The sequence below is a fragment of the Arthrobacter sp. YD4 genome (genome assembly GCF_030410515.1).
Lineage (GTDB): Bacteria > Actinomycetota > Actinomycetes > Actinomycetales > Micrococcaceae > Arthrobacter.
The window spans coordinates 248,545-260,990 of record NZ_JAUHHD010000002.1 but is presented as its reverse complement, the minus strand read 5'-3'; the positions used below and the strand labels follow the sequence as shown (position 1 = coordinate 260,990).

Sequence of the window (12,446 nt, the reverse complement as noted above, 5' to 3'; positions counted from 1 at the left end):
CGCCTCCACCCAACCAGGAAGGTTGCAATGGAGCTCATCGAGGCCGAGCACCCACGGCCACGCCATTTCCTACTCCACGTCAGTGACGCGCACCTGCTGGGCGGTTCCGACCCGCTGCACGGCGTCGTCGATACCGAGGCGCACCTGCGCCAGCTTTTCGAGGAAGTCCGAGCCTCCGGCGCGCGCCCCGAGGCGGTGATTTTCACCGGTGACCTGGCCGACCGCGGGGAAGCCGACGCCTACGCCAAGCTGCGCCGGATCGTCGAACCCGCCTGCGAGGCCATGGGCGCGAAGATCATCTGGGCCATGGGCAACCACGACGACCGGGCCAACTTCCGTACCGGCCTGCTCGACGAACCCGCCCACGACGCCCCGGTGGACCGCAGCTACTTCCTGGACGGGTTGCGGATCATCACCATGGACACCTCGGTGCCCGGCTTCCACCACGGCGAACTCAGCCACGAACAGCTCGACTGGCTCGCCGCGGAGCTGGCCACACCGGCTCCGGACGGCACCATCCTGGCGTTGCACCACCCACCGGTCCCGTCCGTGCTGGACCTGGCGGTGCTGGTGGAACTGCGCGGCCAGGCGGCCCTCGCGGCGGTTCTCCGGGGCACGGACGTCCGCACCATTCTGGCCGGACACCTGCACTACTCGACGTCGGCCACATTCGCCGGCATCCCCGTCTCGGTGGCCTCCGCGACCTGTTACACCCAGGACCTGAACGTCCCGGTGGGCGGCAGCCGCGGCCGGGACAGCGGCCAGGCGTTCAACCTGGTCCACGTCTATGAGCACACCATCGTGCACTCGGTGGTCCAGCTGGGCGAGGTGCTGCCGCCGGTGGGAGAGTTCGTCACGGCGGAGGAAGCCACCCGGCGGATCGCCGCGGCCGGCATCCGCATCCCGGACCAGGGCCGGCCGGAGAACCCGTCGTCTTCCGGGGACCGGAGCATGACGTTCCTGAACTAGGCCTGCGCCCCCAAGGTCAGCCGGTCCGGGAACGTCCCGGTTACTTCTCCCAGGGGGCCTTGATCGGGAAGTACTTCTCCAGGAAGTCCGTCACGATCTCGGCGCGCTCCTCGGCGGGGACCTCCGGGAAGCTGCCGTCGTTGAGGCAGAAGAAGTCCATGTTCCGCTTGGAGAGGAGCTTGGGCAGGTAGTTCAAGCCCGCCCGGGCGGTGGTGTCCACGTACCGCACCTTGGCCGACGTCTGGGTCACGGCCCGGCCGGTCAGCAGCGCGTAGTAGTGGTAGAACGAGTTCGTCACCGAGATGTTGTCCGCGGCACGGAACCGGCTGGCCGCCGTACGGGCGAACTCCTCCGGGAACTCCTGCTCCATTTGGGCGGTCACGCTGCGGCGAAGCGGCGCGGCCGTGTGCTCCAGATGGCGCGTGGTGATCCGGCCGAAGCGGTTCCACAGCAGCTTCCGGTTCACCCGGGCCGCGTTCTCGAACCCGCTCCGCTCGGCGTCGTTGTCGCCCAGACCGATCCGGGTCTCCGCCTCGATGAATTTGGTGATGCCGCCAGGGGTGAAGAACATGTCCGGGCCCACGGTGCGGCCAAAGAACATGTCGTCATTGGAGTACAGGTAATGCTCGGAGAGGCCCTCGATGTGGTGGAGCTGGCTTTCCACGGCCTGCGAGTTGTGCGTGGGGAGCACCGACGTGTCGGCGAAGAACTCCTCGCTGCGCACGATCGTCACGGCGGGGTGGTCGGCCAGCCATTCCGGGGCGGGGGAGTCCGTGGCGATGAAGATCCGCCGGATCCACGGGGCGAACATGTACACGGACCGGAGCGCGTACTTCAGCTCGTTGATCTGCCGGAAGCGTGCCTCGTGGTCGTCGCCCTCACCGACGACGACACCGGCCATCCGGGCTTTGCGCGCGGCGATGTATTCGGGGGAGGAGCCGTCCACCCAGGAGAAGACGATGTCGATGTCGAAGTTGATGTCGCTGGCGTGGTCGGCGAACATGTTCTCGATCGTGGGCCAGGTGTGGCCGTAGCGTTCGACCGTGCCGCGCACCGCGTCCTGGGCCAGCAGGGTCCGGCGGGTCAGGGAGTTCTCGATCGGCAGGATCAGCTGGTCGCCCTCGAAGCTCCAGAGTTCCAGCTGCACGCCCGCGGAGGCGCCGAATTCGAGGCCGCCGTTGGGTTCCACGCAGGGCCGGTAGAGCCGGAAGATCCGGGCCTGGCGGTTGGGCGAAAGCTCGCCGTCGGCCACCAGGACAGAGGACTTCTTCTTGGCGTCCACGGTCATGGAGTAGAACGGCTCATCCCGGCAGGCCTCCACCAGGGCGGCGCGCAGTTCCCGGCGGTTCTTCCAGTCCACGGCAATCACCGGGCGGTGGTTGTTGCCCCGGACCAGCAGGTAATCGATGTCGGCACGGACCAGCACCTCACGGACGAACAACAGGTCCTCGACCATCGACTGGTACGGGGTGCGGTTTTCATTGATCAGCGCGTAGCGGCCGTGCCTGCGGACAATGTCGCTGCGCGTTCGGAACCTGGCGACGGCTGCCGCTGACGTGACCTCGGCGTGGGCGTGGTCGTCCTCGGTGGCCTGGCTGCCGTAGTAAATCTCGTCCTGGATCAATGCGTCGGTGATGTCGATTCTCCGTTTTCCTGACTGGTCTTCGTGCTGGCCGCTTTGCTACTCGCATGATATCGCGGGCCGCCAAAACGGGCCGTCACACCGGCTCCGTATCAGCCGGCCAGGGCGGCCCGCCAGTGCCGCAGGAAGGCCGCGCCGGCGTCGTCGTGGATGACGTCCGCGCCCAGCCCCAGGTCCGCCGCGGTGAGCACCTCGTAGGGCTTGACCGGGATGCCGTCCGCCGGCCGGACATCCACGTGCTTGACCGGGTGGTCGTTGTGGAAGAGCCAGTCGGCCATGGCGTAGTCGGTCCGGGAATCGCCCACGGTCCGCCACGCCTGCGGGGTGATGCCCTGGGCGGCCAGCAGTTCGACGGCGCGGCTGGCGCCGAGGTCTTTGCCGAGCCGGACAGACTCGATGTCGGTGGAGATGATGGTGGGGTCAACGCGGTAGTCGATCGCGTCGTCGCTGTCCGGGACGTGGCGGTCCAGCCGGACGACGCCGAGGCCGTGCCGCTGCATCAGGTCCATGGCGTCGGCGTCGAACAGAGCCTGTTCGGCGCGGTAGTCGGCGTTGGCGACGTCGACGTGCTGCTCCACCGAGACCATGGCGCGCTTGGTTTCGTCGAAGAACATGTGCGCCGCGTAATCCTCGGCCACGAGCCGCCGGACGTCGTCGCCGAACGCGGCCGGGACGGCGAGGGCGTTATCGACGTGGACGGTGCCGGGGCCAGCCCCCGTGTAGCTGAACCAGACGGCGCCCTTCTCGCAGATCGCGTGGACGGTCAGGCCGGCGGGCATGCCTGCGGCGAGCATCGGGTCCATGACCTGCTCGCGGATGAAGGCGTCCGAGCGGCCGGTGTTGAAGATGACGGGGATGCCGGCGGCGGTGAGGGCCAGCAGGTCGGCGATGATGCCGGGGGTGACGGTGCGGGTGACGGGGCTTGCGATGGGGCCGTCGACATCGAGCAGCAGGGCCAGCGGCGGGGTGGAAGCCTCGGAATCTCTCATGCCTTCATTCTCTCAGCCGGTGCAGGGGCCGTGGATGGTTACTGTTTGGCCACAACCTCCGGCGCCGGGGCTCCGTGGATTCCCCTGACCCGGGTTGTTCCATAGGCTTGCATGGTGATCTTCAAAGCTGTGGGCGAGGGACGCCCTTACCCCGACCATGGTTTCCATACGCCCAAGGACTGGGCGGCACTGCCGCCGCGCCCGGTCCGGCTGGACGAACTCGTGACCACCAAGCGCACCCTGGACCTCGAGGCATTGCTGGCCGAGGATTCCACCTTCTTCGGCGACCTGTTCCCGCACGTCGTGGAGTTCCGCGGGGTGCTGTACCTCGAAGACGGGCTGCACCGGGCCGTCCGCACCGCGCTGCACCAGCGCACCGCCATCCACGCCCGTGTCCTGGTGGTCAATGGCTAGGAAGCCGCAGGACCCGACGGTTCTGCATGGGCATCATGTGGTGACGGGCTCGGACCTGCGGGCCACGTTTGTCGAAGAGGACGAACTCGAGAACCCGGACCGGATGCGGCGCCGGATCCTCCACGGGGTGGTCCTGGTGCTGCTGGTGGGGCTGCTGGTTGCCGCCGTGGTGGTGGCGATGGCCATCCAGAACGGCCAGATCAAGATTCCGACGGCGGAGCGGAGCCACGCCGCGGTCTCGGCCTGCCCCGAGGCCACCTACGACTACGTTCCGCACGAGAAGATCCGGCTCAACGTCTATAACTCCACCAACCGGCCGGGGCTGGCAAAGACCGTGGCGGACGAGCTGGCGGCACGGAAGTTCGCCGTCGGCACCGTGGGCAACACCGAGTCCGGCTTCCACGGGGTGGCGCTTGTGGTGTCGGGTGCGGCGGGCCAGTCCTCGGCCTTCAGCGTCCAGCGGAACCTTCCCGGCTCCGACTACGTCCAGGACGGCCGCACCGACGCGACCGTGGACGTGATCCTGACCGGTGACTTCAAGGACCTGGCCAAACCTGAACTGATCGACCAGACCCCCGGCAAGCTCAGCTGCCCGCGGGAGACCCGCCGCGAGGCGGACGCCCCGGCGACGCCGGTGGTGCCGTCCGTCGTGCCGGCCAGCCCCAACCCCTAGCCGGATACTGCTGAACCTCTAAACCGTCAGGCCGTGAGGCGCACGGGACGGCCGGCGTCGTCGAACCGCGCTCCCGCGCCGAGCTGGACGAACCGCACCGTCCGCGCGATCCGGGCCTCCGCCTCGGGATCCGCCCCGGCGCCGTCGCCGCGGGCGGCGCTGGAGGAGAGCGTGCCGTGGATGAGCTGGGCGAGCTGCCCGATGTCCGCGTCCGGAAGGTAGTGCTGGGCGACGCCGTCGCGGAGGATGTCCTGCAGCAGGACGCTGAGTTCGCCCACGTGATCCGCCAGCTTCGCGAAGGATGCGGGGGAGAGGACGGCGGCCATCGCCGGGCCCGGCGGCAGGTGCCGGCGGCTGAGGTCCGCCACCTGCGCGCGCACGTACAGAGCCAGGCGGTCCACAGGGTTGTCCAGGCCGGCCAGTGCCGCGCGGAGCTCCACCAGGAAACGTTCGGTCTCGTCCAGAGCGTAGGCGATGAGGAGCTCTTCGATGTCCGCGTAGTAGTTGTAGACGGCGGTGCGGCCGATCTGGGCGTGCCGGGCGACGTCGGTCATGGTCAGCCCGGGGAGCCCGTGCGTGAAGAGGAGCTCGCCGAAGGCGGTGAGGATCCGCCGCTGGGTCTCGGCGCGTTGGGCGGCGTTGCTCGCGGCCGTAATCCTGGGCATACGGACACTTTAGCGCGATCTGTCAGTAAAGTTCCGGCGGGCGGCTCGTCAGCCCTCCCACGGCATGGGTGTCCTGGCAGCGCAGCCGGGTTGCCCTCTTCCCGGCCAGTCGCGTCCGAAGGAGCGGTTGCAGGGGCACCGCCGGGGTGTATTCGGATTCTTGAGGACCCGGAAGCGGGGTGGCTTGATGCTGGAGCTGAAGTCGAGTGTTGCTCCGGTCAGGGCTGCGCATGCAGCCACGCTCACGAACAGTTCGGCCCCGGAGCAGCCGTACCTGTCGTCCGTCTCGTCGCCTGGACCCTGGGTGAAGACGTAGACCTGTCCGCAGCAGCCTCCGTCCTGGATATCCACTCGGGCCCGGCCTCCCATCACCTCGAGCTGACGGATGGCAGCGGCGGTGACGGTGAAAGGTGGAAAGACAGTCTCAGCCATGGCGGACACTCTAGGCGATGCCTGCCCGGGTGCATTGTCATGTGAATGGGGCCTGGGCCTCCCACCCCGCCGTCGGCCCTCTGCGCGTGACGCGGAAATATCACTTGCCGGAAACGCCGCCGAAACGTGGGCGGGGCAAGCTGGGGACCATGGGAGCCCCGACGGCGGGGCGGACGCTGGGGAGGAGCTTTTTTTATGGAGGACAACGGGACGGCCGTGACGACGTGCGCGGAGCTGTCGGTGGGGGACGACGTCGAGGCGTGGCACAACGGCAGGCTTTTCCACCGCGGTCGGGTGACCCAGACGGTGCCCCTGATGGAGCTCTTCTGGATCCTCGATTCCCGGACCGGGGCGAGGAAGCTGCTGGACGTCGAGGCACTGGAGATCATCCGGTGCGCACCGGACCCGGCGGGCCGCGCCATGGATCTGGCACAGCCCGCCTGACGGTCGCTTAGCCTGACGGGTGCTTAGATCGCGCAGCCGTCCGGGCCGCAGGCCGCACCGTCGGCGCCGGCGGCGTCAACCATCACTAGCGGCTGGCTCTCCTGCCAGGCCTGGTCAAGGGCCGCGCTGAACGTCTCGGCCGGCTGGGCGCCCGAAATTCCGTACTTCCGGTCGATCACGAAGAACGGCACGCCGCTGACGCCCAGGGCCCGGCCCTCGGCTATGTCGTTGCGGACGGCGTCGGAGTACTTATCGGTGGTGAAGAGTTCGTCGACCTCGGCGGCGTCGATCCCGAGCTCGAGGCCCAGCGACGTGAGGTAGGACCGGTTCCCGATGTCCTGGCCGTGCTCGAAGTGGTCGCTGAGCAGCCGTTCCTTGGCGACATCCTGCTTGCCGTGGGCCGCCGCGAGGTGGATCAGGCGGTGGGCCGCAAAGCTGTTGGCCACCACCACGTCGCCAAACTTGTAGTTCAGCCCTTCCCCGGCGGCCTGCGCGGCCACGTGGTCGAACATGCCGGCGACCTGCTGCGGGTCCAGGCCCTTCCGGGTGCTCAGGTAGTCCAGCTCGGTGCCGTCATAGTGCTCCGGCAGACTCGGGTCCAGCTGGAAGCTGCGCCACTGCACCTCCACGGAATCGCGGTGCGGGAAGGCGGCCAGGGCGGTTTCGAAACGACGCTTGCCGATGTAGCACCAGGGGCAGGCGACGTCGGACCAAATCTCAATCTTCATGCTCTCGACAACCGCGATGCCCCCCGGGGCATTCCCGGACGACGACGGCGGGGCGGCTCAGTCCGCGAGCGGACGCTCCAGCACGAAGTCGTGTTCCACAGTGTCGCCCAGGCGGAAGGACTTGGTGCCTACCTGCCGGAAACCGGACTTTTCGTAGAACCGGATGGCCCGTGCGTTCTGGCTGTTGACCCCCAGCCAGAGCCCGCGGGCACCGGTGGCGGCCGCGGCGGCGACGCTGGCCCGCATCAGCTCGGCGGCCGCGCCGACGCCGTGGTGGTCCGGGTGCACGTAACACTTGCTGAGTTCGGCGGCCGGGGTGAGGCCCAGGGCGGAGGCCACGTCCGGATCCTGCGTCGGCCGATCCACCAGCAGGCTGTAGCCGCGCAGGGCGCCGTCGACGTCGAGCACCAAGACCGTCACGTCCGGGTCTGCGAGGTAGTCCTGGAAATTCCGATCGCTCAGGGTGTTGGCAATGTGCGCCGCAATGTCCTCCGGCCGCGACTCGGGCGGGCAGGCGAGCGGGAAGGTGACGGCGGCCAGCCCGGCCAAGGCGCCGGCGTCCGCGGGGGTGGCTTTCCGGATCAGGTGGGTCATAGCAAAACCCTAGTCCCGGTGCCGGGCGAGGAGTCAGTCGGGCGGTCACGGCCGGTGCCGGTGCCGTCATCTGGCCGCGGCGGGGGCCCGGCCGCGGGACGCCGTGATAGCAATGGGATTGATGAAAACATATTTCAGCCGGTCCGTCACGGCTCCGACCGAAGGTGCCCGCCCCGGGCGGGTGCTGTCGTGATGGCTGCCGTTAAACAGCCCAAGGCCTGGCTGATCATGCTGGCGATCGGCCTGATCGCCCTGAACATGCGGGGCCCGTTCGTCGCGGTCGCGCCCGTGGTGCAGAACATGCGCACGGACCTGGGCTTCTCGCCGGTGGAAATCGGCTTCCTGACCGGCATCCCCGTGCTGTGTTTCGCCCTCGCGGCCCCGCTCGCCTCGCTGACGGGGCGGAAATTGGGGCCCGAGTTCGCCGTGACCCTGACCCTGCTGGGCGTGCTGCTCGGCGTCGTCGTCCGCTCCTCCGGCGGCGGCGCGCTGGTGATGCTCGGCACCGTGATCCTGGGCATCGCCATCACGATCGGCAACATCGTGGTGCCGCTGATCATCCGCCGCGACTTCAGCCCCGCACGGCAGGGCGCCGCCATGGGCACCTACACCGCCGCGCTGAACATCGGCTCTTTCGTGACCTCGATGGTGACCGCCCCGCTGGCCGAATGGCTCGGCTGGCGCCCGGCAATCGCGGCCTGCGCGCTGTTCGCCCTCGCCGCCGCCGCGGTCTGGGTGCTCGCCGTCGGGCGCCACTCGATCCGCCCCGAAGCGATCCCCGGCTCGGACCCCGCCAAGGCAACCGGCGCACCGGCCTCACCCTGGATCACCGTGGCCCTCACGGCGGGCTTCGCCGGCCAGGCCTTCTCCTACTACGGCGTTACCGCCTGGCTTCCCAGCCTGCTGGCCGACGAAATCGGCCTGGCCCCCTCCGCGGCCGGCGCCGGCTCCTCGCTGTTCCAGATCCTGGCGATTGCCGGTGGCCTGGGCGTGCCGCTGGCGGCGCGATTCGCGTCGACGACGACGGTGGGGCTCACCCTGGGCGCCCTGTGGCTGACCGTTCCCGTGGGTCTGCTGCTGGCCCCGCAGCTGTGGTGGCTGTGGTCCGCCCTCGGCGGCGTGGCCCAGGGCGGCGGCATCACCCTGATCTTCATCGCCATCATTCAGCTGGCGCGCGACCAGGCCTCCGCGGGCCGGCTCTCCGCTATCGTCCAGGGCGCCGGCTACTCCTTCGGCGCAGTGGCCCCCACCCTGATGGGCTTCGTCCACGGCGTCTCGGACTCCTGGACCGGACCGCTGCTGATGATCCTCGGCTCGGTGGCCATGTTCAACATCGGCTGCGCCCTCTCGCTGCGGCACATCCCGAAGGCCGCCCACTAGGAACCAACACGTCAGGCCCACGACCCGGGATCGGGTCATGGGCCTGACGTGTCCGTTCGACGCCGTTGTCGGGCGGGAAGGGGTTCCGTTGCCGGGCCGCCGCCCCGGATTTCGGGGGGCCTGTTGCGAAGGGCGTGGCGGCCCGGCGGACGGAATTCTGTGCGGGCGATCCTGTGCGGATCCGCAGGTTAGGCGGCCACCAGGTCCGCTGCCTTGATGGCCGAGTCGGCACCGTCGCGGGCCTCGTGCAGGTACCGGTCGTAGGCGGGCAGGGTCAGGAAGGCAGGGAACTCGTTGCTGAGGGTGACCTCTTCGAAGATGTCGCGGGCGTCGGCGAACCGGTCCCCTTCGAAGCGTTCCAGCTTCGCGAATTCCTCGTCCAGCATGTCCTCGATCCAGTCGCGGGTGATGACGTCGCCCTGGTCCGTGATGGCCCGGGAGAAGATCCACTGCCACAGCTGCGAGCGGGAGATCTCGGCGGTGGCGGCGTCCTCCATCAGGTTGTGGATGGCCACTGCGCCGTTACCGCGGAGCCAGGATTCGATGTAGCGGATGCCCACCTCGATGTTGATCCGCACGCCGCGTTCGGTGATGGTGCCGGTGGTGGAGGCGATGTCGATCAGGGCGCGGTCATCGGGGGTGACGTCCTCGCGGAGCCGGTCCAGCTGGTGCGGGCGTTCGCCGAGGACGCCGTCGAACACCTCGCGGCACACCGGCACCAGGTCCGGGTGCGCCACCCAGGAGCCGTCGAAGCCGTCGGCAGCGTCGCGGGTCTTGTCGGCACGGACCTTCTCCAGGGCGATGGCGTTGGCCGCCTCGTCCTTGCGGTTGGGGACGGCCGCGGCCATCCCGCCGATCGCCATGGCGCCGCGCTTGTGGCAGGCGCGCACCAGCTGTTCGGTGTAGGCCCGCATGAACGGCTGGGTCATGGTGACCTGGTCACGGTCCGGCAGGACGAACCGCGGGCCCCGGGTCCGGAAGTTCTTGATCAGCGAGAAGATGTAGTCCCAGCGGCCGGCGTTCAGCCCGGCGGCGTGCTCGCGCAGTTCGTAAAGGATCTCCTCCATCTCGAACGCTGCGGTGATGGTCTCGATCAGCACGGTGGCGCGGATGGTGCCCTGCGGGATGCCCAGCAGGTCCTGGGCCAGGATGAAGATGTCGTTCCAGAGCCGGGCCTCGAGGTGGTTTTCGATCTTCGGCAGGTAGAAGTAGGGGCCCTTGCCCTGGGCCATCAGCCGCCGGGCGTTGTGGTAGAAATGCAGGCCGAAGTCGACGATCCCGCCGGCCACCGGCACGCCGTCGATCAGCATGTGCTTCTCCGGCAGGTGCCAGCCGCGGGGGCGGACCACGATGGTGGGCAGTTCCTCGGCGGGGCGCAGCTTGTACTCCTTGCCCTCGGGGGAGGTGAAGTCGATCCGGCGTTCCAGGACGTCGGTGAGGTTCAGCTGGCCCTGGATGACGTTGCGCCACGACGGCGTGGAGGCGTCCTCCATGTCCGCGAGCCAGACCTTCGCGCCGGAGTTCAGCGCGTTGATGGCCATCTTCTTGTCCACCGGGCCGGTGATTTCGACGCGGCGGTCCTCCAGCCCGGGTGCCGGGGGAGCGACCCGCCACTCGGGGTCGTCGCGGATGGCGGCGGTCTCCGGGAGGAACCGGGGATCCTGGCCCCGGGTGATCTGCTGGCGCCGGTCGCGCCGGGCCTGCAACAGCTCCTGCCGCCGCTCCGCCGTCGCCCGGTGCAGCTTGGTGATGAAGGCCAGCGCGTCGGGCGTCAGGACCTCGCTCTGCCGGCAAATCGGCTGGGCGGTCAACGTGATGCCGTTGATGGTGAAGTTGTCAGTGAAGCTGTTCATTTCATTTGCTCCTCAATGCAAGAAGGAAGTTCGACGGCGGTTGGTGACGTACGCACGAGGTCGAAGGTGCCGGTGTTGCGGCAGCCTGCGTAAAAGGGGCCCTGCGGCCGGCGTCGTCCTCGCTCAGCGAGGTCGAGGCCGGCCGTGGGGAATAGCAGGCAGAGCAACGCCGGACCGAAGGCCGGACGCAAGCGCCGCCGTCGTAAGCGTTAGTGGAACTGGCCTTCTTCGGTGGATCCCACCAGGGCCAGGGTGGATGCGTTCGGGTTGAGCGCGGTGGCGATGTCGTCGAAGTAGCCGGTGCCGACTTCGCGCTGGTGCTTGGTGGCGGTGTAGCCGCGTGCTTCGGAGGCGAATTCCTTCTCCTGCAGCTCGACGTAGGCGCTCATGCCTTCCCGGGCGTAGCCGTGGGCGAGGTCGAACATCGAGTAGTTCAGGGCGTGGAAGCCGGCCAGGGTGATGAACTGGAAGGTGAAGCCCATGGCGCCGAGTTCGCGCTGGAACTTGGCGATGGTGTCGTCGTCGAGGTGCTTACGCCAGTTGAACGACGGCGAGCAGTTGTAGGAGAGCATCTGGTCCGGGAACTCGGCCTTGACGGCCTCGGCGAACTTGCGGGCCAGGGCGAGGTCCGGGGTGCCGGTCTCCATCCAGATCAGGTCGGAGTACGGGGCGTAGGCCTTGGCGCGGGCGATGCAGGGCTCGATGCCGTTGCGGACCTTGTAGAAGCCCTCCGCGGTGCGTTCGCCGGTGATGAATTCCTGGTCCCGCTCGTCGACGTCGGAGGTGATCAGGGTGGCTGCCTCGGCGTCGGTGCGGGCGATGACGACGGTGGGGGTGCCGGCGACGTCGGCGGCCAGGCGGGCCGCGTTCAGGGTGCGGACGTGCTGCTGGGTGGGAATGAGGACCTTGCCGCCGAGGTGGCCGCACTTCTTCTCCGAGGCGAGCTGGTCTTCCCAGTGCACGCCCGAGGCGCCGGCCTGGATCATGGACTTCATCAGTTCGTAGGCGTTCAGCGGGCCGCCGAAGCCGGCCTCGGCGTCGGCGACGATCGGGACCATCCAGTCCTCGACGGTCTGGATGCCCTCGGAGAACTCGATCTGGTCGGCGCGGAGCAGGGCGTTGTTGATGCGGCGGACCACGGTGGGGACGGAGTTAGCCGGGTAGAGCGACTGGTCCGGGTAGGTGTGGCCGGAGTTGTTGGCGTCCGCGGCGACCTGCCAGCCGGAGAGGTAGATGGCGCGGAGGCCGGCCTTGACTTGCTGCACGGCCTGGTTGCCGGTCAGGGCGCCGAGGGCGTTGGTGTACTTGCCCTCCTTGTGCTCCTCGGTGAGCTGCTTCCACAGCTTCTCCGAGCCCCGGCGGGCCAGGGTGTGTTCTTCGGAGACCCGGCCGCGGAGGCGGACGACGTCGGCGGCCGAGTAGTCCCGAGTGACACCTTCCCAGCGCGGGTTGGCAGCCCACTCGAGCTCCAGGGCGGCAGCCTGCTCGGTGGCGGAGTCCTGGGCGGACGGCTGCTGGTTGGGCTCAAATGCTGCGGTCATTACTGATCTCCTTTGATGGCCCGGGCCGGCGGGGCCGCCTCTTCGCGGGGACCCGCCGGATAATCCGGAGCGGTGAAACTTTCTGTGAGATCTACTTTTCTGCAGTTCCAAGAGGCTTTCTA

12 protein-coding genes are annotated in these 12,446 nt (G+C 68.6%); 5 read left to right on the top strand and 7 right to left on the bottom strand.

Going from position 1 to position 12,446, the window contains the following annotated elements; translation table 11 throughout:
• Positions 1-27 precede the first annotated feature (27 nt).
• Positions 28-969: a phosphodiesterase gene (locus QWJ39_RS05535; protein WP_290256726.1), complete on the top strand. Its 942-nt coding sequence runs from the start codon at positions 28-30 to the stop codon at positions 967-969.
• A gap of 40 nt (positions 970-1,009) precedes the next feature.
• Here the strand turns inward: QWJ39_RS05535 and QWJ39_RS05530 are convergent, their stop codons facing one another.
• Both QWJ39_RS05530 and QWJ39_RS05525 read right to left on the bottom strand, forming a co-directional pair.
• Positions 1,010-2,425, bottom strand: coding sequence for a stealth family protein (locus QWJ39_RS05530; RefSeq protein ID WP_356903068.1), 1,416 nt, complete (start codon positions 2,423-2,425; stop codon positions 1,010-1,012).
• Positions 2,426-2,703: 278 nt separating this feature from the next.
• Positions 2,704-3,600, bottom strand: a complete 897-nt coding sequence (locus QWJ39_RS05525) for a hypothetical protein (protein WP_290256724.1) — start codon at positions 3,598-3,600, stop codon at positions 2,704-2,706.
• A gap of 114 nt (positions 3,601-3,714) precedes the next feature.
• Here QWJ39_RS05525 and QWJ39_RS05520 point away from each other — a divergent pair, with 114 nt between their 5' ends.
• Both QWJ39_RS05520 and QWJ39_RS05515 read left to right on the top strand, forming a co-directional pair.
• Positions 3,715-4,014, top strand: a complete 300-nt coding sequence (locus QWJ39_RS05520; RefSeq protein ID WP_290257291.1) for a type II toxin-antitoxin system VapB family antitoxin — start codon at positions 3,715-3,717, stop codon at positions 4,012-4,014.
• On the top strand, positions 4,007-4,687 hold the full coding sequence (locus QWJ39_RS05515; RefSeq protein WP_290256723.1) for a LytR C-terminal domain-containing protein: 681 nt from the start codon (positions 4,007-4,009) through the stop codon (positions 4,685-4,687). The genes QWJ39_RS05520 and QWJ39_RS05515 overlap by 8 nt, the downstream gene beginning before the upstream one ends.
• A gap of 26 nt (positions 4,688-4,713) precedes the next feature.
• Here QWJ39_RS05515 and QWJ39_RS05510 read toward each other — a convergent pair whose 3' ends face one another.
• Entirely contained in the window at positions 4,714-5,352 is a 639-nt protein-coding gene (locus tag QWJ39_RS05510; RefSeq protein ID WP_290256722.1) for a TetR/AcrR family transcriptional regulator, read from the bottom strand.
• A 627-nt stretch (positions 5,353-5,979) separates the two neighbouring features.
• Between QWJ39_RS05510 and QWJ39_RS05505 the strand changes: the two genes are divergently transcribed.
• On the top strand, positions 5,980-6,228 hold the full coding sequence (locus QWJ39_RS05505) for a hypothetical protein (RefSeq protein ID WP_290256721.1): 249 nt from the start codon (positions 5,980-5,982) through the stop codon (positions 6,226-6,228).
• Positions 6,229-6,251: 23 nt separating this feature from the next.
• Here QWJ39_RS05505 and QWJ39_RS05500 read toward each other — a convergent pair whose 3' ends face one another.
• Positions 6,252-6,956: a DsbA family oxidoreductase gene (locus QWJ39_RS05500; protein WP_290256720.1), complete on the bottom strand. Its 705-nt coding sequence runs from the start codon at positions 6,954-6,956 to the stop codon at positions 6,252-6,254.
• 57 nt (positions 6,957-7,013) lie between these two features.
• Positions 7,014-7,550 (bottom strand): GNAT family N-acetyltransferase, encoded by a 537-nt coding sequence (locus QWJ39_RS05495; protein ID WP_290256719.1) that lies wholly within the window; start codon positions 7,548-7,550, stop codon positions 7,014-7,016.
• A 192-nt stretch (positions 7,551-7,742) separates the two neighbouring features.
• Here QWJ39_RS05495 and QWJ39_RS05490 point away from each other — a divergent pair, with 192 nt between their 5' ends.
• Complete coding sequence (locus tag QWJ39_RS05490) at positions 7,743-8,930, top strand: MFS transporter (protein WP_290256718.1); 1,188 nt, start codon at positions 7,743-7,745, stop codon at positions 8,928-8,930.
• A 188-nt stretch (positions 8,931-9,118) separates the two neighbouring features.
• On the opposite strand, the gene aceB is transcribed toward QWJ39_RS05490, so the two are convergent.
• Together aceB and aceA are read right to left on the bottom strand one after the other, a co-directional pair.
• The gene (gene aceB / locus QWJ39_RS05485) at positions 9,119-10,783 is read right to left on the bottom strand and encodes a malate synthase A (RefSeq protein WP_290256717.1); all 1,665 of its coding nucleotides are present in this window, start codon (positions 10,781-10,783) and stop codon (positions 9,119-9,121) included.
• A 209-nt stretch (positions 10,784-10,992) separates the two neighbouring features.
• Entirely contained in the window at positions 10,993-12,324 is a 1,332-nt protein-coding gene (aceA, locus tag QWJ39_RS05480; RefSeq protein WP_290256715.1) for an isocitrate lyase, read from the bottom strand.
• Positions 12,325-12,446 lie beyond the last annotated feature (122 nt).